General features: G+C 68.4%; 26 protein-coding genes. 13 read left to right on the top strand and 13 right to left on the bottom strand.

Translation table 11 applies throughout. From position 1 onward, the window contains the following. Position 1: 1 nt before the first annotated feature. The 3 genes from K2R93_10775 to K2R93_10765 form a co-directional block, all read right to left on the bottom strand. Positions 2-1300 carry an FAD-dependent oxidoreductase gene (locus tag K2R93_10775; GenBank protein ID MBY0490313.1) on the bottom strand — a complete coding sequence of 433 codons (1299 nt, stop codon included), beginning with the start codon at positions 1298-1300 and terminating at the stop codon, positions 2-4. 93 nt (positions 1301-1393) lie between these two features. Beyond that, positions 1394-1954, bottom strand: coding sequence for an opacity family porin (locus K2R93_10770; protein ID MBY0490312.1), 561 nt, complete (start codon positions 1952-1954; stop codon positions 1394-1396). 37 nt (positions 1955-1991) lie between these two features. Then, complete coding sequence (locus tag K2R93_10765) at positions 1992-2441, bottom strand: hypothetical protein (GenBank protein ID MBY0490311.1); 450 nt, start codon at positions 2439-2441, stop codon at positions 1992-1994. Positions 2442-2520: 79 nt separating this feature from the next. Between K2R93_10765 and ispG the strand changes: the two genes are divergently transcribed. Beyond that, positions 2521-3750, top strand: coding sequence for a flavodoxin-dependent (E)-4-hydroxy-3-methylbut-2-enyl-diphosphate synthase (gene ispG, locus K2R93_10760; GenBank protein ID MBY0490310.1), 1230 nt, complete (start codon positions 2521-2523; stop codon positions 3748-3750). Between the two features lie 178 nt (positions 3751-3928). Here the strand turns inward: ispG and K2R93_10755 are convergent, their stop codons facing one another. From K2R93_10755 to K2R93_10735, 5 genes are all read right to left on the bottom strand, one after another. Beyond that, on the bottom strand, positions 3929-4525 hold the full coding sequence (locus K2R93_10755) for an HD domain-containing protein (GenBank protein MBY0490309.1): 597 nt from the start codon (positions 4523-4525) through the stop codon (positions 3929-3931). A gap of 39 nt (positions 4526-4564) precedes the next feature. Continuing rightward, the gene (locus K2R93_10750; protein ID MBY0490308.1) at positions 4565-5074 is read right to left on the bottom strand and encodes a GAF domain-containing protein; all 510 of its coding nucleotides are present in this window, start codon (positions 5072-5074) and stop codon (positions 4565-4567) included. A 31-nt stretch (positions 5075-5105) separates the two neighbouring features. Beyond that, positions 5106-5540, bottom strand: coding sequence for a hypothetical protein (locus tag K2R93_10745; GenBank protein MBY0490307.1), 435 nt, complete (start codon positions 5538-5540; stop codon positions 5106-5108). A gap of 21 nt (positions 5541-5561) precedes the next feature. Next, the gene (locus K2R93_10740; protein MBY0490306.1) at positions 5562-6881 is read right to left on the bottom strand and encodes a hypothetical protein; all 1320 of its coding nucleotides are present in this window, start codon (positions 6879-6881) and stop codon (positions 5562-5564) included. 66 nt (positions 6882-6947) lie between these two features. Next, positions 6948-7460, bottom strand: a complete 513-nt coding sequence (locus tag K2R93_10735; protein ID MBY0490305.1) for a cupredoxin domain-containing protein — start codon at positions 7458-7460, stop codon at positions 6948-6950. A gap of 368 nt (positions 7461-7828) precedes the next feature. On the opposite strand from K2R93_10735, the gene hisG reads away from it, so the two are divergent. The 10 genes from hisG to K2R93_10685 all read left to right on the top strand — a co-directional run bounded on the left by hisG (position 7829) and on the right by K2R93_10685 (position 16360). Beyond that, complete coding sequence (hisG, locus tag K2R93_10730; protein ID MBY0490304.1) at positions 7829-8707, top strand: ATP phosphoribosyltransferase; 879 nt, start codon at positions 7829-7831, stop codon at positions 8705-8707. Next, entirely contained in the window at positions 8704-10062 is a 1359-nt protein-coding gene (gene hisD, locus K2R93_10725) for a histidinol dehydrogenase (GenBank protein ID MBY0490303.1), read from the top strand. Before hisG ends, hisD begins: the two co-directional genes overlap by 4 nt. Continuing rightward, complete coding sequence (locus tag K2R93_10720) at positions 10059-11129, top strand: histidinol-phosphate aminotransferase family protein (protein ID MBY0490302.1); 1071 nt, start codon at positions 10059-10061, stop codon at positions 11127-11129. Before hisD ends, K2R93_10720 begins: the two co-directional genes overlap by 4 nt. Beyond that, the gene (gene hisH / locus K2R93_10715) at positions 11126-11782 is read left to right on the top strand and encodes an imidazole glycerol phosphate synthase subunit HisH (GenBank protein ID MBY0490301.1); all 657 of its coding nucleotides are present in this window, start codon (positions 11126-11128) and stop codon (positions 11780-11782) included. Before K2R93_10720 ends, hisH begins: the two co-directional genes overlap by 4 nt. Beyond that, positions 11779-12492 carry a 1-(5-phosphoribosyl)-5-[(5-phosphoribosylamino)methylideneamino]imidazole-4-carboxamide isomerase gene (gene hisA / locus K2R93_10710; GenBank protein MBY0490300.1) on the top strand — a complete coding sequence of 238 codons (714 nt, stop codon included), beginning with the start codon at positions 11779-11781 and terminating at the stop codon, positions 12490-12492. The genes hisH and hisA overlap by 4 nt, the downstream gene beginning before the upstream one ends. Further along, a complete protein-coding gene (locus K2R93_10705; protein MBY0490299.1) occupies positions 12489-13037 on the top strand; it encodes an imidazoleglycerol-phosphate dehydratase in 549 nt (182 codons plus the stop codon). The genes hisA and K2R93_10705 overlap by 4 nt, the downstream gene beginning before the upstream one ends. Before the next feature lie 3 nt (positions 13038-13040). Continuing rightward, complete coding sequence (hisF, locus tag K2R93_10700) at positions 13041-13811, top strand: imidazole glycerol phosphate synthase subunit HisF (protein ID MBY0490298.1); 771 nt, start codon at positions 13041-13043, stop codon at positions 13809-13811. Between the two features lie 229 nt (positions 13812-14040). After that, positions 14041-14820 carry a histidinol-phosphatase gene (hisN, locus tag K2R93_10695; GenBank protein MBY0490297.1) on the top strand — a complete coding sequence of 260 codons (780 nt, stop codon included), beginning with the start codon at positions 14041-14043 and terminating at the stop codon, positions 14818-14820. Beyond that, a complete protein-coding gene (locus K2R93_10690; protein ID MBY0490296.1) occupies positions 14817-15428 on the top strand; it encodes a bifunctional phosphoribosyl-AMP cyclohydrolase/phosphoribosyl-ATP diphosphatase HisIE in 612 nt (203 codons plus the stop codon). Before hisN ends, K2R93_10690 begins: the two co-directional genes overlap by 4 nt. 152 nt (positions 15429-15580) lie before the next feature. Continuing rightward, a complete protein-coding gene (locus K2R93_10685; protein ID MBY0490295.1) occupies positions 15581-16360 on the top strand; it encodes a DUF4397 domain-containing protein in 780 nt (259 codons plus the stop codon). Positions 16361-16400: 40 nt separating this feature from the next. Here K2R93_10685 and K2R93_10680 read toward each other — a convergent pair whose 3' ends face one another. The 5 genes from K2R93_10680 to K2R93_10660 all read right to left on the bottom strand — a co-directional run bounded on the left by K2R93_10680 (position 16401) and on the right by K2R93_10660 (position 22523). Continuing rightward, entirely contained in the window at positions 16401-17237 is an 837-nt protein-coding gene (locus K2R93_10680) for a D-hexose-6-phosphate mutarotase (GenBank protein ID MBY0490294.1), read from the bottom strand. 5 nt (positions 17238-17242) lie between these two features. Then, positions 17243-18757, bottom strand: a complete 1515-nt coding sequence (locus K2R93_10675; GenBank protein MBY0490293.1) for a Gfo/Idh/MocA family oxidoreductase — start codon at positions 18755-18757, stop codon at positions 17243-17245. Positions 18758-18803: 46 nt separating this feature from the next. Next, positions 18804-19514, bottom strand: coding sequence for a DUF429 domain-containing protein (locus K2R93_10670; protein ID MBY0490292.1), 711 nt, complete (start codon positions 19512-19514; stop codon positions 18804-18806). 145 nt (positions 19515-19659) lie between these two features. Beyond that, positions 19660-21060: an insulinase family protein gene (locus K2R93_10665; GenBank protein ID MBY0490291.1), complete on the bottom strand. Its 1401-nt coding sequence runs from the start codon at positions 21058-21060 to the stop codon at positions 19660-19662. Positions 21061-21074: 14 nt separating this feature from the next. Then, positions 21075-22523: an insulinase family protein gene (locus tag K2R93_10660; protein ID MBY0490290.1), complete on the bottom strand. Its 1449-nt coding sequence runs from the start codon at positions 22521-22523 to the stop codon at positions 21075-21077. A 119-nt stretch (positions 22524-22642) separates the two neighbouring features. Between K2R93_10660 and K2R93_10655 the strand changes: the two genes are divergently transcribed. Both K2R93_10655 and K2R93_10650 read left to right on the top strand, forming a co-directional pair. Continuing rightward, entirely contained in the window at positions 22643-23197 is a 555-nt protein-coding gene (locus tag K2R93_10655; GenBank protein ID MBY0490289.1) for a hypothetical protein, read from the top strand. Continuing rightward, a complete protein-coding gene (locus tag K2R93_10650) occupies positions 23190-23669 on the top strand; it encodes a nucleotidyltransferase (GenBank protein MBY0490288.1) in 480 nt (159 codons plus the stop codon). The genes K2R93_10655 and K2R93_10650 overlap by 8 nt, the downstream gene beginning before the upstream one ends. The last annotated feature ends 10 nt before the right edge of the window (positions 23670-23679 follow it).

Here is a 23679-nt window from a genome sequence, read left to right as displayed (position 1 = left end):
GTCAGGCGGTATAGAGGAGCGCCTGCGCCGCGGTGAGCCCACCGCGCGCGGCACCTTCGAGGGAACTGGAGTGGAGCACCTCGCTGGCGCGCCACAACCCTGCCATACCACACGCCACGGCCGGTCGTTGTTCCCGCCAGCCGGGCGGCTGCGCGAATTGCGCATACGGCACACGCCAGAGCCCCACGCGCTCGAGCCCGGCCGCTTCGGCACGCACGCCCCCCATGGCGCACAGCTCCTGCTGTGCGGCAGAGTCGAACGCCTCGTCGCTCAGCGCCGCCGGCGCGCCCACCGCCGTCGCGGCAATCAGCGCGCGCCCTCCGGTTGCGTACTCCGGCGCCACGTCGGTGAGCGTGACCGCGTGACTGATCACCGCCCCCGCATCGGCATTGAGCCAGAGCGCCTTCCCGGGAATGGGGGACTGCCGGGCAGTGTAGTACACGGTGGTGCAGCCGAGCGCGCCCTCGGGCTCCGGCAGCGAGAGGCCGACGGTGGCGGCGAGCTGCTTGGCCGTAGGCGCATCGATGGCGAGCACCACATGCGCCGCCTCGAGCGTGGTGCCGTCGGCGAGCACCGCGCCGGTCACCCGCGCCGCACTGCCCTCGGTCGAGACGCGCAGCTGCTGCACCCGCACGCCGGTGCGCACCGCGCCGGCGGGCAACAGCGTCGCGAGCTGCCGCGTGATGGCGCCCATGCCGGCCGCGGGCACCACGGTGTCGCCATCGGCGAGCATCTTGAAGGTGAAGAGCAGCACCGACGCGGTGGTGGTGAGCCCGCGATCGAGCAGAATGCCGCCGTAGAAGGGGGCAAAGAAGTCGGTGATGACCTGCTCGCTGAAGCCACGCGCGCGCAGGAAGTCGCGCGTGCTCGTGTTCGCGTACGTCGCCGAGAAGCAGTCGTCAAAGCTCAGCCCCTGGGCGAAGCGCCGCAGCGTGAGCAGGCGCAGCTTGTCGCTCACGCCAATCGCCTTGGCGAGCACGGTGTTCACCAGCAGGCTCGGATCCTTGAGCGCGTCGCCAATGAGCGAGACCTGACCGCCGGACACAATGCGCGCCGCGGGCTGAAAGCGGCGGAGCTGCAGGGCGTCGTAGTTCAGGTAGCCGCGCAGCGTGGGATACGCGGTGAAGAGCACCTGAAAGCCGTGATCGAGCACGAGCCCGTCGCGCACGGTGGTACGCACGCGGCCACCGACGTCCGGCGCGGCGTCTACCACGAGCACCTCGCGACCCGCGCGATGCAGTTCGATGGCGCACACGAGTCCGGAGACCCCGGCGCCGATGATGAGAATGGGAGCAGCCATGGCGGGGGAAAGCTGATCACCTCGCCCCCCGAAAACCAAGCGGGGGACACGCGGATCGCGTGCCCCCCGTTTCGATTGCTGGCGCTGGTCGGTCTAGAACCGCACGCCGAAGGTGATCGGCAGCCAGGTCGTGCTCGAGCCGCTCGTGAACACGTTGACGAACTTGGCCTCGGCGAACGTATCGAAGCCCGAAAGCTTGAAGGTGAGACCACCGCCCACCTGCAGGCCGAGGTCGGTGCTGCTGTTGGTCGACGCCGTAACCTGTCCGAGGTTGATAATGGCCTTGCTGTTGTAGGCACCAAGCCCGCCGATCAGATACGGACGCACGTTCGACTGCGACGGGAAGTCATAGAGCGCATTGGCCACGAAGCTGAGGCTGCGCAGATCGGCGTCGCCGCCGGCGTCCTTCACCCCCCATTTGTCGTACGCCACATCGCCACGGAATCGGACGGCGCTGATGCCGGCGGGCTTGTAGAACGCGTGGCCGGCCACGGTGAAGCCGCTGTTGGCGCCATCACCGAGGTCGCCCATCGGGACGGACAGGCCGCCACTCACGCCAAAGGAGACGGTCTTGTCGGCGGCCGCCTGGGCCGACGCGAGGGCGGGAACGGCAAGCGCAGCGACCACGCCGATCAGACGCAGGGCACGAGTCATCGATACCTCCAAAAAATTGGGACGAAAGGCGTCCCGGTTACTCCGGGATCACCTGCACACCGGTGACGAAATACTCCGTGTCACCGAAGCACGACGTTGGTACCCCGATGTGCTGCTGATAGTCCACCGCAACTCGCTTGCCGCTGAGTTCCTCGATCTTGCGGGCGATGGAATCGTTGCGCACCGAGAAGGAGAAGCTGTCGGACCGGAACCCTTTCGCGATGTCGGTATACAGCGTCCCTTCCCACGTCTTACAGAGGTACCCCTTCCGGGAAATCTTCTGGACGTAGCCGGCCCGCTTGCCGCTGGAATAGCTCCAGTTGAGGGTCACCGCCGTCCAGGCGGCGAGGCCGCCCACGGGGAGCCCCACGACCACCAGCAGGGTGGTCAGGAGCCAATGCCGCCGGAAAAAGCCTTTCCGGGGGGCCGCCGGCGCCGGGGGGGCGTCGGCCGGGATCTCTGGGGTGGGGTTCGCGGGTTCGTCCATGGGCGTCAACTTGGGGAGCGCACCCGGCGCTCGCTAGCTTTCCCCCAGTCTACTGCCACCTCTCATCCCGGGTTTCACCGTGTCGTCTGCTTCTGGATTTGGTCGTCGTCGCCCCACCGTCACCGTCAACGTCCGCGGCGTCCCCGTCGGCTCGTCGGCCCCGGTGGTCGTACAGTCCATGACGAACACCGACACCGCCGATGCGGCCGCGACCGCCACGCAGGTGGCCGAGCTGTTCGAAGCGGGGTCCCAGAAGGTCCGCATCACGGTCAACAACGACGAAGCCGCGCAGGCCGTCCCCGAGATCCGGCAGCGCCTGGACGACATGGGGCTCGACGTCCCGCTCATCGGCGACTTCCACTACAACGGGCACCTGCTGCTCACGAAGTATCCGAAGACGGCCGCCACGCTCGACAAGTACCGCATCAACCCGGGGAACGTCGGCACCAAGCATCGCGACACGAACTTCACCACGATCGTCCAGGCCGCCATCGATCATGGCAAGCCGGTCCGTATCGGCGTGAACTGGGGCTCGCTCGACCAGGACCTGCTCACGAGCATGATGGACGCCAACGCCAGCTCGGCCACGCCGCGCGACGCGAAGGACGTCTACATGGATGCGATGCTCGAAAGCGCGCTCCGCTCGGCCGCCCTCGCCGAAGAAGTGGGGCTCGCGCACGACAAGATCATCGTGAGCGCCAAGATCTCCGTCGTCCCCGATCTCGTGGAGTGCTACCGCCGCCTCGCCGCACGCTGCGATTACCCGCTGCACCTCGGGCTCACCGAAGCGGGGATGGGCAACAAGGGCGTGATCGCCTCGAGCGCCGCGCTCGCCATTCTCCTGAGCGAAGGGATCGGCGACACCATTCGCGTGTCTCTTACCCCCAAGCCCAACGGCGACCGCCGCGAAGAAGTGTTCGTCGCCCAGCAGATCCTGCAGTCGCTCGGCCTCCGCTCCTTCGCCCCGCAGGTCACCGCCTGCCCCGGCTGCGGCCGCACCACGAGCACCTTCTTCCAGCACATGGCGGAAGACATTCAGGGCTACCTGCGCGAGCAGATGCCGGTGTGGCGCGAATCCCGCCCCGGCGTGGTCGACATGAAGGTCGCCGTGATGGGCTGCGTCGTGAACGGCCCGGGTGAGAGCAAGCACGCGAACATCGGCATTTCGCTGCCGGGCACGTTCGAAGAACCCAAGGCGCCGGTCTACGTGGACGGCAAGCTGCTCACGACGCTCAAGGGTGATGCGATCGTGCAGGAGTTCCTGGGCATTCTCAACGAGTACGTCGAGCGCACGTATCAGAGCGCTTGACGGGCGAACGCGCGCACCGCGCGGGTATGCTGGTCACACGCACCGTAGTTAAGGAGCCAGGGGGGAGTAGTCAGGGAGGAGTGAACGACTTCCCCCTGACGACTCCCCCCTGGCTCCTAAAGTACGGTGCGAGTCGAGCGGCCCACTCTCACGGATGACAACGAGTATCCGTGACCGCTCACGCCGACTCCAATCCCGCCGCCGCGGCTTCGAGCTCGTCCACAATGGACTCGTTGAACCCAATCTCCCGCAGCCGATTCGCCACCCGGCGGTAGTACTTCACCGTGCCGTCGCGGCCGGCGTTGAAGCGCCCCCACACCGTCTCGGGGAACGAGGTGCGTCGCAAGTCGGACAGAATGGAATTCGCGTTGTGCACCTTGTCGGCCGCGCACACCCACAGCGCGTCTTCGCTCGCCAGCGAGAGGCGCTGCAGGTAGTCGTCCTTCTGCTCGTCGGACGACAGCTCCATGCCATCGTCGTCAACCTTGCGCTTGGTCACGGCGAGCACGGCCTCGAGCACGCTGTTGCCGAACTTCCGGCCGATGCGCTCTTCGAGCATTTCCTGCGTCCAGCCGTCGCGCACGCAGTCTTCCACGACGTCGTGCAGAATGCCGGCGACCACCGCGTCTTCCCGACAGCCGTAGCGCGTCAGGATGATCGCGACATTGGCCGGATGCGTGAGGTACGGCAGGCGTGTGCCTTTTCGCACCTGCTGGTCATGATGCTTGGCCGCGAACGCGAACGCGTGGTTGATCCGATCGGAGTAGCCGGTCATGGCCTGGACGGTTCGGCGGGGCGAGGGAGACGGCGAGAGTCAGGCAGGCTGCTGAACATACGACGCATTGGCGAACCAGGCCACCAGCGCTTCGAGGCCGGCGACATCGTCGTCACCGAAGGCGTTGAGCACCGGCGAATCGATATCGAGCACCGCCAGCAGCGCGCCCGCCGCGTCGTACACCGGCACGACGATCTCGCTGCGCGAGCGTGCGTCGCACGCGATGTGCCCCGGGAAGGCGTGCACATCGGGCACCACCACCGTGCGGCGTTCGGCGGCGGCCGTGCCACAGACGCCGCGACCGAAGCGGATTTCCTGGCAGCCGAGCGAGCCCTGATACGGACCCACGCGCAGCAGCGCATCGGGTTCGACGACGCGATAGAAGCCGGTCCAGAGATGGCCGAACGCGTGGTGCAGCAGCGCGCTCGTGGTGGCCATGCCGGCGATCACATCCGTGCTGCCATCGAGCAGCAGCTGTTGCATCTCGAGGAGCCGCGCATACGCCTCGGCGCGCGGCGTCTCACGCAGGTCGGGAATGACTGGTTCCATGGTCCCGGGAAAGATGGGCACGACCGGCCCGTTACTGCAGCGGGCCGATCAGCAGAATGAGGCGCAGATCGAGCAGGGCGAGGGCCAGCCCCTGCACCACCACCGCGATGCCGGCGCCCAGGGCGCCCGGTTTGGGCCCCCAGCGCCAGGCGAGGATGCCGATGGTGGCCCCCACGGCGGCATACCCCACATCGAGGCCGGTGTTGAGCCAGAGGATGTTCACCAGGTGCTGGGCGCCGGCGAAGTCGCGCAGCGCGAGCCCCTGCCAGGCCCACGCGGCAATCGCGCCGTTGACCGCGCCCCAGGCCGCCGTCTGGATGCCGAAATGCTTGAGCATCGGCGCCGTGGCGCGACGCACGGCGAGCCACGCGAGCAGCGCCGTGCCGCCCAGCACGCACGCCACCGCCCAGAGGGCGAGGCGCTGCAGATGGCCACGCTCGAGGGAGAGCAGGGTATCGGCCCACATATCTCGCGGATCCTAGCGACGCTACCGCTCGAGGGGCAGCTGGCCCGTCCATAACACCACCGCACGGATGCGCCGCGACTCGAGCGCGAGCGCGCGGACCACCTCAGTGAGCCAGGGCAGGGCGGTCCGGCCGCGCTGCGCCACCAGCACCACATCGGCGTCGCTCGCGACACTGCGCGCAGTGGTCGCGCCGGTCAGGGTGAGCTCCGACGCCTCGGCGGCGAGCCCACGCCGCACGGCCTCCACCAGCACCGGCCGGTCGGCCAGCACCGTGATGCGCTGCGCCGCATCGTCGAGCGGTGTGAGGGCATAGTGGAGCGTGACCCAGGTGTCCGGCGCCCCGTCGGTGCGCCGGGCATCGGCGTCGTGAAGCAGCACGCGAGCGCCCGTGATCGCGAGCAGTTCGTCGGCCGTGCTCACCGTGGGGCGGCGCAGCTCGCGCGCCAACACCACCGCAAAGCCCACCGCGAGGCCAAGCACGAGCGCCGCGAGCAGCATCGCCAACGGCGGAATCGGCGCCTGCGCGGTCGCTCGCAGCGCGGCCTGCTGGCGCAGCAGGTCGTCGTTGATCGCCCGGGCCGCAGCGAGTGCCGAATCGGTGCGCGCGAGCACGAGGCGCTGCTGCGCGACCGCCGCTTCGAGCACCGTGTCGGCGGGCAGCGGCGCACTCAGAAGCGGCGTGGTGGTGGTATCGGTGAGCGTGGCTGATGGGGCCATCGAATCTGGCACGGCGCTGAAGGCGCGCCGGCGCGCGAGTTCACTCTCAGCGAGGCGCTCCAGCCGCTGCCCCAGCGCGGTAAGTCGCGCGGTGAGTGCCGCATAGCGGGCGTCGGGTCCGCCAAGCGCGGCCGAGGCTTCGCGCTCGCGATTGAGGGCTTCGATCGTATCGAGCGCGGCGCGCACCGCGGCGTTGCCGCGCAGCGCGGGCGAGGCGACCAGTGCGCGATAGCTCTCCACGAGCGGCGCCTGACGTACGCGCGCGACGAGCTGCTCGAGCGCCGCCGTCCCGCGGCTGCTGGGTGTACTGTCACGCAGGGAATCCGCACCGGTGGGCGTGATCGGCGACGCGAGCGGGCGCGCAGCCGCCAGCTGCGCCACGGCGCTGTCCAGCATGCGCTGCGCGCCATCACGCTCGGCGCGGAGCCCCACCGTATCGCGCAGCGGTGGCAGGGCGGCGAGCGCCGCCGCGAGCTGTCGATCGGCGCGGCGTGGCACGAGCACGAAGGTGAGCAGCGCGCCAATGACGACGAGCGCGCCAATCCCGGCAATGAGCAACGCGCGCCGCGAGGCATTGGCCGTGCGCGCGGTCAACCAGCGAATACGATCAGGTGAAGCGGTCACCCCGCAAAGCAGACGGGGGCCGGCGCGTTGCGCCAGCCCCCGTGGTCCTTCAGGTCACACGTCCGATTACTGGACGGTGATCTTGCCCTTCATGTTCATGGCGAGGTGCGGCGTGCAGTGGAAATCGTACGTGCCAGCCGGGATGCCCGCGAACGAGATCGTGTACGTCTCGTTGGCGTTGAGGAGCATCTTGCCCGACAGCTCGCCCGACTGCTCCGGCATGTTGGCCGAGAGCTGCGCCTTCGCGGCGGCCGGCACGGCGGCCGGGTCGAACGCGACGTTGTGCGGGCCACCCGTCACCATGACGAACTTCACGCCGTCGCCGGCCTTGATCGTCAGTTCGGCGGGCTCGAACTTATAGCCCGTGCCGTCGCCGATCATCTTGATTTCGTGCGTCGTGCCCGTGATCGGGGCCATCGCACCCGCGGCCGGAGCCGCCGCCGGGGCTTCCGCCGCCGGAGCCGCCGCCGCCGAAGCGCCAGCCGCCGCGGCCGTATCCGTCGCCGCCTTCTCACCACCACCGCACGCGCCGAGCACGATCGCCGCGCCGGTCACCACCGCAAAGCCGAGAAACCGCATGTCGAGAGGCCTCCAGAGCCTATCAGGAAATTTCCTTCTGAGTCAGGCGTCCGCATCGCGTAACGCCTGCGCTCGCAGGGCCCTGCGAGCATTGTGAACTTATTCACAAGGGTTTCCAGCGCCAAGGCCCTGTCGGGAAAATCCGCCTTGACGCCTCCGACTTTCGGCGCTAGCCTCCGGCCATCATGCTGAACCGCCACACCACCCACCATCATGCGCATCATGGCCACGGCCCGACGGGTCGGGGCGTTTCGCGCGTGACAGGGTAACCGGCAGCCAGCGCCCGTCCCACGCCCGAACGACCTGCGGCCCGTCCCTCCGGACGGGCCTTTTTGTTTTCCCTGCTTTCTTCCGCTCCGAGTACCGCCATGCTCCGCATCGCCCTGCCCAACAAGGGCCGTCTCTCCGAAGACACCCGCGAACTCTTCAATGACGCCGGCCTCGAGGTCCGCTCCTCGGGCGACCGCGCCCTCACCGCGTCGCTTGGCGGGGAGTTCGAGGCCATTTTCGTCCGCGCCCAGGACATCCCGGAGTTCGTCGCCGACGGCGCCGCCGATGTGGGCGTGACGGGGTGGGATCTGGTCAACGAATCGGGGCGGGAGCTCACCTCCCATCTGGATCTGGGCTTCGGGAAGTGCCGTCTGGTGGTGGCCGCCAAGGACGACAGCGGCATCCGCTCAGTCGAGGACATCGGGGCCAACGGCAAGACCGTTCGGGTGGCAACCGTCTTCCCGAACATCACGCGCCGCTTCTTTGCCGACGCCGGCCGCCCGGTCGAGGTCGTGCCGGTGTCCGGCGCCGCCGAGATCGCCCCGCACCTGGGGATCGCCGACGTCGTCGTGGACCTGACGTCCACGGGGTCGACCCTGCGGGTGAACGGCCTGCGCGAGATCGAGACGGTGCTGCGCTCCTCCGCCCACCTGATCACCGCCAAGGGCTTCCCGCCCCCGGGTGCCAACGACCGCGGCCGCGATCTCGACGACCTGGTCACCGCCCTCGCCTCGGTGATCCGGGCCCGGGGGCAGCGCTACCTCATGGCCAACGTCCCCCGCGCCTCGCTCGACGCCGTGCGCGGGGTGCTCCCCGGGCTCAACGGCCCGACCGTCATCGATATCGCCGAATCCGAGACGTTCGTCGCGGTGCACGCCGTCGTCAGCGCCGCCACCATCTATCGCACCATCTCCCAGCTCCGGGGCATCGGCGCCGAGGGCATCCTCGTGACACGCATCGAGAGGCTCGTCCCGTGAGTGCGGCGCCTCCAAACGACGGGCGCGTGGCCGGCCGGCTCGCGTTGCGCGCCCGGGGCCCCGTCGCCGATCTGACCCCGGACACGCGGCGGGCGCTGGTGGACCGGTCGTCCACCACCGACGCCACCGTTAGGATCCGAACGACCGCCATCATTGAAGAGGTGCGGAAGAACGGCGACGAGGCGCTACGCCGCTTTGCCCGCGACTTTGATCGCGTCGCCCTCGCCTCGCTGGAAGTGCCGCGCGCGGCCTGGACCGAGGCCCTCGACCGCCTCGATCCCGGGCTCCGGCGCTCCCTCGAGCGGTCGGCCCGGAACATCGCGGCGGTACACGAGGCCTTCCGGCCGCAGGCCACGCACTGCTCGCCGGAGCCCGGGATCGTGGTCGGGCGCCGCCCCGACCCGCTCGCCCGGGTGGGGATTTATGCGCCCGGTGGGCGCGCCGCGTATCCCAGCTCGCTGCTCATGGGGGCCGTTCCGGCGCGGGTGGCCGACGTGGGTGAGGTCATCGTCTGCTCCCCGCCGGGCCCCGATGGGCGGCCGTCGGAAGTGGTGCTCGCCGCCGCCGCGCTCGCCGGCGTCGATCGCGTCTTCGCTCTGGGCGGCGCCGGCGCCATCGCCGCCATGGCCCTCGGCACGGCCACCGTGCCGCGCGTGGACCGCATCATGGGGCCCGGCAACGCCTGGGTCGCGGAAGCCAAGCTGCAGCTCGTCTCGCACGTGGCCATCGACTCGCCGGCCGGGCCGAGTGAGCTGCTCGTGCTGGCCGATGCGTCGGCCGATGCCACCGCGATCGCGCGCGAGATGATGGCGCAGGCCGAGCACGACCCCGATGCCGCGGTCATCACCGTGCTCGTGAAGAGCGCGGGTCCGGTGGGCGCGCTGGCGATCGCCATCGAGAAGGCGCTCGACGCGCAGCTCGCGACGGCACCGCGCGCGGACATCGTGCGCGCGAGTCTCGCCGCGCGGGGCGGCATCGTCTGGTTCGACACGCTCGCCGAAGGCATCGCCTTCGCGAATGAATGGGCCGCCGAGCATCTGCTGCTGGTGGTGAACGAGGCCGAACGCGCCGACACGCTCGCGCAGCTGCGCAGTGCCGGCACGATTTTCGTGGGCGCCTCCAGCTCGGTGGCCTACGGCGATTACATGACCGGCGCCAATCACGTGCTGCCCACCGCCGGCGCGGGCCGCTCGTACTCCGGGCTGTCCACACTCGACTTCGTGCGCTGGACCACCTGGCAGGAAGTCTCACCGGCCGCCGCCGCGGCACTCGCCGATGATGTGGGGCGCTTTGCCGACGCCGAAGGGCTGCCCGCACACGCGGCCGCCGCGCGGGCGTGGGAGGCGGCACGATGAGCGAGCGGTTGGCCTTTGCGCGCGCGCTGTACGACGGCGTGCCGCTCTACGACCCCAAGCGCACCCCGGTCGCGCTCGACCTCACCGACAACACGAACCTGTGGGGGATGCCGCCGGTCGCGGAACGCACCTGGCGGGAGATGCCGGTGGCGCGCATCACGCGCTATCCGTCGCTCTATGCGGCGGAACTCAAGGAGGCGCTCGCGACCTTCGTGGGGACGACGCCCGATCGGCTCGTGACCGGCTGTGGCTCCGACGACATCCTCGACAGCGCCATGCGCGCCTTCGGGGAACCGGGCAGTGTGGTGGCGAGCCCCGAGCCGAGCTTCGCGATGATTCCCATCTTCGCGCAGATGAATGGGCTCCGCTACGTCGGCGTGACCGAACGCGCCGATCAGCAGCCCGATCTCGACGCGCTGCTCGCCGCGAACCCGCGCATTCTCTATCTCTGTTCGCCCAATAATCCCACCGGCGCGCTGGTGGCCCGTGACACGATCGAGCGCGCGGTGCGGGAGATGGACGCGCGCGGCGGCGTGGTCTTTCTCGACGAAGCGTACGCGGAGTTCGCGGGCGTGTCGGCGGTGGATCTCGCCAACCGCACGAGCAACCTGCTCGTGATTCGCACGATGTCCAAGGCGTTCGGCCTCGCTGGCCTGCGCGTGGGCTACGGCATCGGCGCGCCGGCACTCGTGCGCGACGTGGAGAAATCGCGCGGGCCGTACAAGCTCAACGCGATGGCTGAACAGATCGCACTCGCCGCGCTCCGCGAAGACATGGCATGGGTGCGCACGCACGTCGCGCTGGCCGTCGAGAACCGCGACCGCCTCGCGGCGGCACTGCGCACGCGCGGCTACGCGCCACTCCCCTCGGCGGCCAACTATGTGTGCGTGCCGGTCCGCAACGCCGTCGCGGTGGGGCAGGCACTGCGCGCCCGTGGGGTGGCAGCGCGCCCGTTCGAAGGCTTGCCGCATGTGGGTGACACGCTGCGCATCTCGGTGGGCCCGTGGGAGCTGCTCGAGCAGTTCCTCGCGGCCTTCCATGCCGCCACGGCGGAGGTGAATCCGTGAGCGAAGTAGACACTGCGCCGTTGCACGTCGCCGTCTTTGACTACGGCGCGGGCAATCTGCATTCGCTGGTAAAGGCGCTCGAAGCCGGCGGCGCCACCGTGCGGGTCGATACCGATGCCGCCCGCGCCGTGGTGGACACCGATGCCGTCGTCCTCCCCGGCGTGGGAGCGTTCGCGCCCGCCGCCGAGCGTCTCGCGAGTGGTCGCGAGGCCATGCGCGACGCGCTGCTGGGTGGCCTGCCGGCCCTCGGCATCTGCCTCGGTATGCAGCTCTTCTTCGACGGCAGCGATGAAGGACCGGGCGCGGGGCTCGGCATCGTCCCCGGTCAGGTGCAGAAGCTCACCGCCGCCCGCATCCCCCAGATCGGGTGGAACGGTCTCTCCGACGTCTCGGAGCCGCTGCTGCGCGAGGCGCAGATGGCGGTGGCCTACTACGCGAACAGCTTCGTGGGGCGCCCCACGGCAAACGGCCTCCCTTACGTAACGGCGTGGAGCGAACACGAAGGCGATCGCTTCCCGGCCGCCGTGCGGCGCGCGAACGTGGTGGGGACGCAGTTTCACCCCGAAAAGTCGAGCGCCCCGGGTGTGGCGTTCGTGAAGGCCTTCCTGAACATGGCGCGGGCGCGCCGCTACGGCTCGAGGAGCAGCACATGATCGCAATTCCGGCGGTGGACCTGCGTGGTGGCCACTGCGTGCAGCTCGTGGGCGGCGATTACGACCGCGAACAGGTGCGGCTCGATGATCCGCGCGGTGTCGCGCGTGATTGGGTCGATGCCGGCTTCAATCGGTTGCACATCGTGGATCTCGATGCCGCCACCGGCCGCGGCGCGAACAGCGAAGTGATTCGCGACCTGCTGCGCGAAAGCCCGGTCCCGGTGCAGGTCGGCGGGGGCGTGCGCGACGAAGCCCGCATCGAGCGGCTGCTCGAAGAAGGCGCGACCTGGGTAGTCGTCGGCACGCGCGCGGTGGAAGACGAAGACTGGCGCGCCGAGATGGCGCATCACTTCCCGGGGCGGCTCATCATCGCCGCCGATGTGCGCGAGCGGTTGGTCGTCACGAAGGGGTGGGCGGAAACGTCGCGGCTGGACGTCGTGGATTTCATGACCGAGCTGCGCGATCTGCCGCTCGCCGGCGTGCTGGTCACGGCCGTGCATCGCGAAGGGCAGATGCAGGGCACCGACCTGCCCCTCATGGAAGACGTCGCCGAGGCGAGCGCGTGGCCCGTCTTCGCGTCGGGGGGGGTGACAAGTCTGGAAGACATGCGGGCGCTCGATCATCGCGGCCTGGCTGGCGCGGTGCTGGGCATGGCACTCTACACGGGCGCGATCGATCCGCGCCGACTGGCCGAGGAGTTCGGAGCATGACCGTCGTCGTTCGCGAGTCCAAGGAAACCAAGATCCGCATCGCCATCACCGAAGGCACCGGTGTCGCCACCGTCGCCACCGGCGAGCCGTTCCTCGATCACATGCTGGTCGCCTTCGCGCGCTATGCTGGTGTGGACCTCGACGTGCAGGCCAGCGGCGACCTGCGGCATCATCTCATCGAAGACGTCGCCATCACGCTTGGCCAGGCGGTCGCGGCCTTCACGCCAGCCGGCTGCGCACGCTACGGCGAGCGCACGGTGCCCATGGACGATGCACTGGTGCAGGTCGTCCTCGACCTCGGCGGGCGCCCGTACTATCGCGGCAAGCTTCCGTCCAAGCTGTACGAACACTTCCTGCGCTCCTTTGCCGACAACGCCAAGGCTACGCTGCACGTGCGCGTGCTGCGCGGGTTCGACCGGCACCACATCGTGGAAGCGGCCATCAAGGGGCTTGGCTTCTGCGTGCGGCAGGCGCTCACCGAAACGGGCGCGGTGTTCAGCACCAAGGGCGCGGTGCGGCTCGACATCACCGACGCGCGGTCCTGACGCATGCTGACGCGACGTGTGATCGTCTGCCTGGATGTGAAGGGCGGGCGCGTGGTGAAAGGCGTGAACTTCGTGGGGCTCCGCGATGTGGGCGACCCGGTGGCGCTCTCCGAGCGCTACGAGCTCGAAGGCGCCGACGAAATCACCTTTCTCGACATCTCGGCGAGCGCCGAAGAACGCGCCACGCTGCTCGACGTGGCGCGTCGCACGGCCGAGCGGCTGTTCATCCCGCTGACGATCGGCGGGGGTGTGCGCACGGCCGAGGATGTCGCCCGCGCCCTGCGCGCCGGCGCCGACAAGGTGTCGCTCAACTCGGCGGCGGTCACCAATCCGCAGGTGCTCACCGAAGCGGCCGATCGCTTCGGTGCGCAATGCGTGGTCGCGAGCATCGATGCCAAGCAGAACGCCGACGGCGTCTACAAGGTGTGGGTGAAGGGCGGTCGTGAGGAAACGCCGCTCGAAGCGGTCGCCTGGGCGCAGGAGTGCGTCGCGCGCGGCGCCGGCGAGATCCTGCTCACCAGCATCGATCGCGACGGCGCCCGCACGGGCTACGACCTCGAGATCACCCGCGCGGTGGCCAACGCCGTGAACGTCCCCGTCATCGCCAGCGGCGGCGCCGGCACCGCGCAGCATCTGGTGGACGCGGTCCAGCAGGCCAACGCCGATGCCGTACTCGTTGCCGGCATTCTGCATGACGGGCTGACGACGGTGCATGCGCTCAAGGATGCGATGCGCGCGGCGGGGCTGGTGGTGCGCGAGTATTCGGAGGTCTGACGAGGGACTATGGACGACTATGGAGGTGGGAGTCGGGATCGGGCTCGGAGGTCCGGGTCGGAGTGGAATTTCCGAACGACCTGCTGGCGCCACGGTCGCCGTTGAACAGCGATGCCTGTGTCGCAGCAAGACCTGGTCGCCGGCACTCCGACCCCCACGTCTGTGCCCGATCCCGACTCCCACCTCCATAGTTGTCCGATGACCGACCATTCCCTCGACCGATCAGAACATGAGTGACTCCCTGCTGCAGGCTGCCGCCGAGGTGGCCGAGTTTGCTGCGAACGTCGCCATGCAGTGGTACCGGAAGGATTTCGCCGTGGAGACCAAGGGCGATGGGAGTCCGGTGACCATTGCCGACCGCACCGCTGAGCAGGAGGCGCGTGCGTGGTTGTCGCAGCGCTTTCCGCAGGATGGGCTCTTCGGTGAAGAGTTCGGCCTCGAGCGTGCCGACGCGAAGCGTCGGTGGATTCTCGATCCCATTGATGGCACCAAGGCCTTTGTGCGTGGCGTGCCACTGTGGGGGACGCTCGTCGCGTGCTGCGAGGGCGATACCGTGCTCGCTGGCGCGGCCTGCTACCCGGCGGTGGGCGAGCTCGTGGCGGCGGCGCCCGGCGAAGGGTGCTGGTGGAACGGGTCGCGCGCGTCGGTGTCCCGCATCGGCACGCTCGCCGAGTCCACCTGCCTCATTACCGATGAGCGGTTCCCCGAGCGCGCCGCGCGGCGCCCGCGCTGGCAGGCGCTGTCGCGCGAGTGTGGCGTGTCACGCACCTGGGGGGATTGCTACGGATATCTGCTGGTGGCCACCGGGCGCGCGGAGATCATGGTGGATGACATCGTGAACCCGTGGGATGCGGCGGCGGTGTATCCGCTCATTACCGAAGCCGGTGGGGTCTTCACCGACTGGCGCGGTACCGCGACCGCCTTCGGTGGTGATGTCATCGCCACCAACGCGGGCGTCGCCGCGGCCGCGCGCGCGCATCTTCTTGAACCTTCTGTGACGACGCCATGAGCGCGACGCTCGATCTCGATACGTTGGATTTCAGCAAGGGCAACGGCCTCGTCACGGTGGTGACGCAGGATGTGCAGAGTGGGGCCGTGCTCATGGTGGCGCACGCCGATCGCGAAGCGCTGGAGGTGACCCTGCGCACCGGCGAGATGCACTATCGCTCGCGCAGCCGCGGGCTCTGGCACAAGGGTGGCACCAGCGGCAACGTGCAGCACGTGGTGTCACTCACTGCGGATTGCGACCGCGATGCCGTGCTGGCGCGGGTCCGGCCCGCCGGCCCGGCCTGCCACGAGGGCACCGTCTCGTGCTTCCGCGATGAGGCGCTGGCGGCTGACGTGCTGGGCGCACTCGACGCCACCATTGCGTCGCGCGCGAGTGCCGCACCCGCCGAGAAACCGAGCTACACGCAGCGTCTGCTGGCCGATCGCAACCTGCGCCTCAAGAAGCTGGGCGAAGAGGCGGTCGAGCTCGCGACCGCCTGTGTGGACGGCGATGTCGAGCGTGCCACCGAAGAGACCGCCGATCTGCTCTACCATGCGCTCGTCGCCCTGCGCGCCGTGGGTGGCTCGCTCGAGGGTGTCCGCGCGGTGCTCGCGGCCCGCGCCCGATAGTTCGGCACGCCCCCTGCAACGAGTGGTTGGTGCACGCCTCCCCGGCAATCGGCCGTGGGAGGCGCCGACTGCTCAGGAAGGGATTGAGTGGCATCGTTGCCCTCCTCATGAGTCTGATCGGCGGACGTCGCAGTCTCTCATGGGAGGTACGCATGCCTTACACCGCATACCGGGCAGGATACCCGGCACTGCTGCTCACGCTCGCCGCGGCGGCCGCCTGTAAGGGCGAGCGTCGCGAAGACCGGGCCGTCCAGACGACGACATCGGAAGGACAGCTCGCGTCCCCCACGGCGGACGCCGCCGAGCGCCGCGGCATGTCGATGGTGCGCATGATCAATGCGCTCCCCGCCGGCAGCGCCGCCAGTGTGAGCGTCGACGACAAGGCGACCTTTACCGGCATCGACTACAAGACGGTGACGCCGTATACGGAAGTGTCCGAGAATGTCGCGCGCTTCCGACTGCAGAGCGGCAGCAAGGACACTACCATCGCGTCGAACAACGAGATCATGATGGATGGGTCTCGGTACACGATCGTCGCCCTGCCCGAGAAAGGCGGCGGCGTGCGCCTGCGGGTGCTGCACGACGAACTCGGCAAGGACACCACCAAGGCGCAGCTCCGGGTGATCCACGGCCTGACGGGGGTGGGCGAGATCGACGTACTCTTCCAGGGCAAAGACGACGCGCTCTTCGACAACGTGAACCTCGCGTCGGAAGCGGGCTACAAGGATGTCGATCCTCTCAACACCACGCTCATCGTGAAGGCGGATGGCAGCGGCAAGCAGCTCCTCAAGAAGGAGATGCGCTTCCAGCCGGGGCATGCCTACACGGTCGTACTGACCGGCACCGCGCAGCGGGCCGAGGCCATTGTCGTGGACGACACGGCCGTCAAAGGAACGACCAGAGATGCCGACTCGGGGCTGACCAAGCGATAACGGGTGACGGCGGTGGCGACAGCCGTAGCCGCCGCCGTACCTACTCGGCCGTCATCTCCTGCACCCCGGTCCACGAATCGCCGGGGACCACGCTGATGCGCGGATCGACCGCGGCGGCTTCCACACAGACCATGACCTGCTCATCACCGGGCGCAAAATCCTCGCGGCTGCTCGTGCCAGCGGCGCCCGGATTCCACACCACCGTTTCGGGGAAGCCCGACTTGGTGATGCGCAGCGTGCGATGGGGCTCATGGAGCGCGATCGCGGAGGGCGTATCGAGATACACGCGGTCGATTGGTCCGGGGATGCGCAGCACATCGGCCGTTTCCGTGTACTCCGCACCGCCCTGCAATGCGTCGCGGTAACGACAGCCACTCAACCCCTCAACCGACACCTGCAGCGCGTCGCGCACGCGGAAGTACGGGTGCAACGCTGCCGTGAACTCGAGCGGCTGCGCATCGGTGTTGGTCACCGTGAGTTCCACGCGCAGCGTGCGCGCGTGAACGGATACGGCGAGCTCCGCCGTGAACGCGAAGGGCCAGAGGGCGCGCGTGGCGTCGCTGTCGGTAAGGCGCAGCACCGCTCGGGCGCCGTGGGCATCGGCGACTTCACGCACCACCGTCCACCGCAACAGACGCGCGAATCCGTGCTGCTGCAGCGGCCCACTCTTGCCGAACTGCGGCCAGCAGAGCGGAATGCCCCCGCGGATGGCGTAGCCCGGCCCATAGAATGCACGAGCGGAGACGAACAGCTGTTCGTCTCCGCCGGCGGGAATCCACGAGGCGACGTGCGCCCCATCCAGGTAGAGGCGTGCCTGCGCGCCGTCGGGCGCGGTGAGCGTGATGGATGGGGCGTCCGTGGCCGACAGTGGTGGCATCGCGATTAGCGCAGCTCCCAGCCGCTGCGGTAGACGCGTGTCAGGTACTGATTCGCATCGGGCGCGTTGGTGAACTCCATCTTGCTGCCGTCATAGCGCACGCGACGCGCCTGACCGGCACGGAGCGCGGCAATGCCGAGCAGCATCGACTCGGTGAGCGGGGCCGCGTAGGAGAACGGCGAACTCGCCTTCGCTTCGCCCTTGGCCGCCTGCACCCAGTTCATCTCGTGCGAGGTCGTGATGCGCGGAAGAGTCTTCGGCACTTCCTCCGCCTTCTTCGCGGTCTTCTCGGGGTAGATGCGCGGCTTGTTGCCGTACGTCTCGTAGAACATGATCCCCTTCTCGCCGATGAAGACGCCGCCGCCGCCATCCGAGCCGGGATTGGCCATCGGTTCGCCGTCGGGGAGCAGGTCCGGGCGCGGCGGCATGAGGCCGCCATCGTACCAGTAGAGCTTCACCGCATCGCGCTTGCCGCGCTTGGGGAACTCGTACTGCACGAACGTCGCCATCGGATACGTCGCCGGGTTCTGCGCCCCGCCGCCCCACGGGCTCGACGACGCCGTGATGCTCGTCGGATGATCGAGGTCGAGCGCGATGAACGGCGCATCCATGAGATGCGCACCCATGTCGCCGATGGCGCCGACACCGAAGTCGATCCAGCCGCGCCACGCGAACGGATGATAGGCCGGGTGATACGGAATCTCCGGCGCCGCGCCGAGGTAGAGATCCCAGTTGAAGCCCGGCGGCGGCGTGGTGTCGTTGGCGGCCATCGCCGCGCGCACCGCGTTGTCCACCGTGCCCATGTTCCACTGCGGGCGCGGATTGGGCGTCGGCACCTGCGCGTTCGCCGGACGCGGGCGCGGAATCCCCTGCGCCCAGTAGCGCACCGGGCGATCGGTCCACACATGCACTTCGTGGATCTTGCCGAGCACACCGGCCGCGATGAGCTCGCGCACGCGATGCGTGCCTTCACCCGAGTGCCCCTGATTGCCCATCTGCGTGGCGAGCTTCGGATTGTTCGCCGCCGCCTTGGCCAGCAATCGCGTTTCGTACACCGAGTAGGCGAGCGGCTTCTGCACGTACACATGCTTGCCGAGCTGCATCGCGGCGAGCGCGATGGTGGCGTGCATGTGATCGGGCGTCGCGATCATCACCGCATCGATGTCCTTCTGCTTGGCCAGCATCTCGCGGAAGTCGGCGTACTTGGCCGCCTTCTTGTACGCCTCGCCCAGCTTCACGTTCTCCGGCGACGGCTCCCCCTGTCGCGGCTTGAGCCGCCCATCGAGCGAGCGCTCGACGTATGGGAAGTCCACGTCGCAGACCGCCACGATGTTCTGCGACAGGACCTGCTGCATGTTGTTCATGCCCATGCCGCCGATGCCGACGCAGGCGATGTTGAGCGTGTCACTCGGCGCCTGATAGCCCCGGCCACCGAGCACATAGCGGGGCACGATCATGGCGCCGAGCGCGAGCTTGGCGGAGTCGCCGACGAAATCGCGGCGGGAGTACGAATCGGACATGAGGGTCGCGGTGGGAGTCGCGGACGGTGGGAGACCCGACCGCGGATCAGCGCGCGGCCGGACTCATGATATAGCCCTCGCGCCAGCTGCCGTCGAGACGGAAGGGCGCGTCGCCGGCGAGATGCACCGCGTGTGTGTCACCGCGGGCCCAGGCCAGCCCGGCGAGCCCACCGATGGCGGCCTGCAGTTCGTCGTGTGTGGGCGTGCGGGCGAGCGTGAAACCGGTTTCCGCCGTGAAGCGCGCCGCCGCCTGGGCGACCAGGGCCGGCGTCGCCTTCCCCTTGGCGACGAGTGGCGTGAGCCCGAGCGCCCGCCACGCCGCGGTGGGGAAGCTTTCGGTGACGAACCGCGTCCCGGGTGCCGCCTCGGCCTGCCCGGGGAGCACCAGCTGGTGGATCTGCGTGAGCCGCTCGAAGAGCGCGATGGAGAAGCGGGTGAACGCCAGATACGTCGCCGGCTTCACCCTATCGGGCGGCAGCCCAGTCTTGCCGGGAGCCCGCAGCTGGCGCTCACTCCGGCGGCAATGCGGGGAATCGGTATCGGGCGCCTTCCAGCCGAGCGGGCCATCGATGCAGAGGCCCTGCGCGTCGTGCTGCGCGAGCTGCGCCATGAGCCAGTCCGCCAGTCGGAGAGGATCGGGCGGGCCTTCGAGGTCGATGTCCAGGAAGTCGACTCGGCGTGCCTCGTGGCTCAGGAGCGCGACGCCGACATCACGATAGCGGACGTACGCCAGATCGACGGAGAGAATGCGCGTCATCAGGATCGTGAACTGCTCGCACAGAGGTCACGGAGGGCCTCAGGGAACACAGAGGACCGCGGTTCAGCAATGTCGTCGTCCTTGGTGTTCGCTGTGCCCTCTGTGTTCACTGTGTTCTCTGTGAACTCTGTGCGTGCTGTTCCTCTCAAAATCTCAACAGCCGCGCCGGCGTCACCTTGCCCGGATCGCCCACATAGGCCCACCGCACCTGCCGCATGTACTTCCGCGCCGCGTTCTGGATGTCGAACGGCGTGACCGCGCGCAGTTCGTCCACGAAGCGCGACGCCCGGCGGAAATCCCCCTGATACAACTCGGCGCGCGCGAGCATGTTCGCCTGGTCGGCGTTGGTTTCGTTGTCCAGGAAGTACGTCACGATGAACTGCTGCACGAGCAGCTCGAGTCCCTTGTCGGTGATCGTCCCTTCCTGGAGTGCGCGGATCTGCTCGCGCATGATAAAGAGCACTTCGTCGGGCTGCGTGGTGGTCACGTAGAGGCCACCTACGGAGAACGCGCGCTCCTCGAACGGCGCGCTCACCGAATACGTCAGGTTGCGCTTCTGCCGCACTTCACCGAACAGGCGCCCCGAGAGCACGGCACACGCGAGGCGGAGCGCCGCGTAATCCTTGCTCGTGGCCTGTGGACCGTGGAACCACCCCTGCAGGTAGTTCGTCGGCAGCCCCTCGCGCTTCTCGATCACATAGGCGCCGGGCAGATCAGCCGGGGCCTGCGGCAGCGTCCACGCGTAGCCGCCCTTCGGCAGGCGTCCGATCGTTTCACGCACCAGGCGCTCCACCTTGCTGCGCGACACGTTGCCCACCACCACCAGCATCATGCGCGAGCTCACCATCTGCGTCGCCTGATACTGCTTGAGATCGGCGACGCTGATCTTCTTGAGCGTCTCTTCCGTGCCAGCTGGCTCGAGGCTGTACGGATGACCGGTGTAGGCGATGCTGTCGGCGAGATAGTCGAGCAGCGCATCCGGTGAATCCTTGCGCTGCGCCACCGCCTGCACGAACTGCTCGCGCACGAGCTCCACTTCGGCCGGGTCGAGACGCGGCGCCATGAGACGATCGGCGAGAATGGCCCAGGTGCTGTCGAGCCCGGTGGTCGTGGCGCGCAGCCCCACCGTGGTCCAGTCCACGCCGGCACTGACGGCAATCGCGCTCCCGAGTCGCGCCATCTTGGCCCGCAGTACATCGCGCGGATACTTGGCGGTGCCGCGTTCGCTCGCCTCGAGCAGCAGCAGCTCGGTGCCCTGCGTCTTGTCGGTGAGCTGCCGCGTGCCGCCCAGCAGATAGAGATTGGCGGCCACCACGTTGTTGGCCGTGACCTGCCGCAGAATGACCGGAATACCGCTCACCGTGAACTTCATGGTGAGCGAGTCGTCGCCCATGATCGCGGGCGACATCGGCTCGGCGGGAGCGGCGGCCTTGGGGGCCGCGGCCGTTGGCGCCGCCGTCTTGGTCGCTGGCTTCGGGGCGGGCTTCTTTGGTGCCTGCGCCGAGAGCACGCTCGCGCCGGTTGCGAGCAGCATGAGGGTACGCATGGTCAGACGCGCGTTCACGGCTTCACCCCCGCCTTGATCGGCGTCAGCAGTTCCTTTTCGCTCAGCCCCAGCGCGCGACGCGCCTGCGAGGAGAGCAGCACATTGGTCACGCGCGGCTTACCGGCGATGTACGTGGACGTGTACCGCATGAGGTCCGTGATGCGCTGCTGCGCCATCTGGTCGGTGTAGCCCATGAAGTAGTCGAGATTCGACACGCTCCACCAGAAGCCGATGGTGTGGGCGATTTCGCTGGCCTTTTCGATACCAAACGCACTCGACACCGCGCGCTGGGCCTTGGTGTTCTCGAGCTCGACCGGCGTGACGTATGTGGGGTCGGTGAAGCGCGCGATCTCCTTTTCGAGCGCCGCCATCGCTGCGCGGAACTTGTCGGGCGTCGTCTGCCCCGAGATCGAGATCGGGCCCGTCTGATTGAGCGTGTAGTAGTTCACCACCACACCCTGCCAGAGCCCCGAATCCACCAGGTTCTTCTGGAACGTGCTGGTGGGATTGTTGAGCACATCACTGAACACGTCGGCGGCGTAGGTCGCGTTCGGATCCTTCCCCACGCTCGGCCCTTGCCACTGCAGCAGCACGGCGATGCCGTTGATCGGCTCTTCGCTGATGTTCGCCAGATTGCCGGTGAGCGGCGGAATGGGCGGAATCGGATCGGCCTTGAACGGATCCTCGCCGCGGGGCCACGCGCCGAAGACGCGATTCGCGAGCGCAAAGACCGAATCGGGGATCACATCGCCGGTGACGATGAGCGCCGAGTTGTTGGGGACGTAGTACTTCTTCTGGATCGTGCGCATCTGCTCGGGCGTGACGTTCTTGAGCACCGTGCGATCGCCGATCGTGTTCTTCCGGCTGAACTGCCCCGGGTAGAGCAGTTCGGTGGCCTTCTGCTGAAAGTTGAAGCCCGGCTGCGCTTCGTTGCGGTCATACTCGCCGAGGACGACTTCCTTTTCCTTGGCGAGTTCGTCGGGCAGAAAGAGCGGACTGATGAGCGCGTCGGCGAGGAACTTGAGCCCGCCCGCAATCGAGTCGGCCGGCAGCGTGAGGAAGTAGTTCACGCGCTCTTCCTGCGTGGTGCCATTGAACACCGCGCCCAGTTCGCCCGCGCGATCGGTGAACGCATCGGCCGTGGGGAGCGCCTTGTTCGCCTTGAAGAACATGTGCTCGTACATGTGCGCGAGCCCCGCGTACTCCGGCGGCTGCGTGAACGCGCCGTTGCGCACATTGATCTCGAGCGTGGCGATGGGGATGCCGTGGTTCTCCACGACGATCACTTCCATGCCGTTGGGGAGCACGGCGCGCTTGAGGACCTTTTGGAGCTCGGCGCGGGATTGGGCGCGGGCGGGGGACGGCGTGACGACCGGTCCCAGGAGCGCGAGCCCGACCGTGACCACAAGGCGGCGGAGGGCGTGCGCGGAAAGCCCGCGACGCGGGCGGCGAGAAGCAATCATGCGGAGAGCGGGGGGAAGCTGGCGGACGTGCCCGAAGTCGTAGGATGCCACCCGTCCTACTGACGTCGCCAGCAGAGAGGTCCCTTCACTTTATTATGTCTAGTCTTTAGACTCATTTTATGATGTCCCTCGCGACCCTGGCCATCCTTGTGGACGCACCCCCCAAGTGGGTGCTGAACACCGTGGCGGCGGTCGATCCGGGGGCACGCTATTCCGAGGCCCTGGCCCGGCGACTGTTGGTCACGCGGGCGTTGCAGGCGGCCTGTCGCATCCCGCTGGTGGACAGCTACACCCTGGCGAATCAGGCCCTGCAGGCGTGGCGCGGGGAGCCTGGCGCCGTCTCCCTGCGTGTCCATCCCTCTGATGACGTCGCGGTGACGGTGGATGTCTATCGTCTGCTGTCAGCCCTCTACGTGCGGCAAGCGATGCTCGCGTCGTCCGGGATCGTGCATACGGAACCCCGCCGACCGCGCGGGCGGCCGCGAACACATACGCACGCGCGCGACGCCATCGCCGCCGCGCAGGCGTGGGGGCTCGACGTGTCGTTGATCCGGGAGAATCTGCGCCGGACACCCGGCGAACGATTGCGTCAGCTCGACTCGATGCAGGCGTTCGCGTCGCGCGTGCGCCGGCGTGCGCCACTCACCGCAGAGAGTCCATCCACTCGTGTTTGAGGCCATACTTGCAGCGCTCGTCGCACATCAGGTGCGCTTCGTACTCATTGGCGGCGTGGCGGCCACCATTCACGGCTCGGCGCGCTTCACCAACGATATCGACCTCTGCTACGACGCCGCGCCAGACAACATCGATCGTCTGGTAGCGATCTTGGTCGAGTGGCAGGCCTACCTGCGCGGCGTCGAACCAGGGCTGCCGTTCATGCTCGACGCGCGCACCTTTCGCACGACGCCCGTCCTGACGCTCACCACCACGATGGGGGCGATCGACCTGCTCGACCGCGTGCCGGGTGTCGGCGCCTACGCCGAGGCCCTGGCGGCGTCGGAGGAGGTCGAGATCGGATCGACGATCTTCCGCGCGTTGACGCTCGAGGCGCTGATTGCGTCGAAACAGGCGGTGCGGCGGAAGAAGGACCTCGAGCAGCTCGTTGAGCTCGAGGCCATTCTGGCGATGCGGCGGGCGGCAGGCTGAAAGCGGGGCA

The organism is Gemmatimonadaceae bacterium, from assembly GCA_019752115.1.
In the GTDB taxonomy this organism is placed as follows: Bacteria; Gemmatimonadota; Gemmatimonadetes; order Gemmatimonadales; family Gemmatimonadaceae; genus Gemmatimonas.
The sequence above is the reverse complement of the archived record's forward strand: the minus strand, read 5'-3'. Positions and strand labels throughout refer to the sequence as shown.

Bases quoted from the DNA above. Each gene is read 5' to 3' on its own strand.
- K2R93_10720 (MBY0490302.1), top strand. From the start codon at position 10,059: ATGAGCGAGCGGTTGGCCTTTGCGCGCGCGCTGTACGACGGCGTGCCG.
- K2R93_10660 (MBY0490290.1), bottom strand. From the start codon at position 22,523: ATGATTGCTTCTCGCCGCCCGCGTCGCGGGCTTTCCGCGCACGCCCTC.
- K2R93_10735 (MBY0490305.1), bottom strand. From the start codon at position 7,460: ATGCGGTTTCTCGGCTTTGCGGTGGTGACCGGCGCGGCGATCGTGCTC.
- hisA (MBY0490300.1), top strand. From the start codon at position 11,779: ATGATCGCAATTCCGGCGGTGGACCTGCGTGGTGGCCACTGCGTGCAG.
- K2R93_10750 (MBY0490308.1), bottom strand. From the start codon at position 5,074: ATGGAACCAGTCATTCCCGACCTGCGTGAGACGCCGCGCGCCGAGGCG.
- K2R93_10680 (MBY0490294.1), bottom strand. From the start codon at position 17,237: ATGCCACCACTGTCGGCCACGGACGCCCCATCCATCACGCTCACCGCG.
- K2R93_10675 (MBY0490293.1), bottom strand. From the start codon at position 18,757: ATGTCCGATTCGTACTCCCGCCGCGATTTCGTCGGCGACTCCGCCAAG.
- K2R93_10690 (MBY0490296.1), top strand. From the start codon at position 14,817: ATGAGCGCGACGCTCGATCTCGATACGTTGGATTTCAGCAAGGGCAAC.
- hisF (MBY0490298.1), top strand. From the start codon at position 13,041: ATGCTGACGCGACGTGTGATCGTCTGCCTGGATGTGAAGGGCGGGCGC.
- K2R93_10705 (MBY0490299.1), top strand. From the start codon at position 12,489: ATGACCGTCGTCGTTCGCGAGTCCAAGGAAACCAAGATCCGCATCGCC.
- K2R93_10655 (MBY0490289.1), top strand. From the start codon at position 22,643: ATGATGTCCCTCGCGACCCTGGCCATCCTTGTGGACGCACCCCCCAAG.
- hisN (MBY0490297.1), top strand. From the start codon at position 14,041: ATGAGTGACTCCCTGCTGCAGGCTGCCGCCGAGGTGGCCGAGTTTGCT.
- K2R93_10745 (MBY0490307.1), bottom strand. From the start codon at position 5,540: ATGTGGGCCGATACCCTGCTCTCCCTCGAGCGTGGCCATCTGCAGCGC.
- K2R93_10775 (MBY0490313.1), bottom strand. From the start codon at position 1,300: ATGGCTGCTCCCATTCTCATCATCGGCGCCGGGGTCTCCGGACTCGTG.
- K2R93_10670 (MBY0490292.1), bottom strand. From the start codon at position 19,514: ATGACGCGCATTCTCTCCGTCGATCTGGCGTACGTCCGCTATCGTGAT.
- K2R93_10665 (MBY0490291.1), bottom strand. From the start codon at position 21,060: ATGCGTACCCTCATGCTGCTCGCAACCGGCGCGAGCGTGCTCTCGGCG.
- K2R93_10685 (MBY0490295.1), top strand. From the start codon at position 15,581: ATGCCTTACACCGCATACCGGGCAGGATACCCGGCACTGCTGCTCACG.
- hisG (MBY0490304.1), top strand. From the start codon at position 7,829: ATGCTCCGCATCGCCCTGCCCAACAAGGGCCGTCTCTCCGAAGACACC.
- K2R93_10770 (MBY0490312.1), bottom strand. From the start codon at position 1,954: ATGACTCGTGCCCTGCGTCTGATCGGCGTGGTCGCTGCGCTTGCCGTT.
- K2R93_10765 (MBY0490311.1), bottom strand. From the start codon at position 2,441: ATGGACGAACCCGCGAACCCCACCCCAGAGATCCCGGCCGACGCCCCC.
- K2R93_10755 (MBY0490309.1), bottom strand. From the start codon at position 4,525: ATGACCGGCTACTCCGATCGGATCAACCACGCGTTCGCGTTCGCGGCC.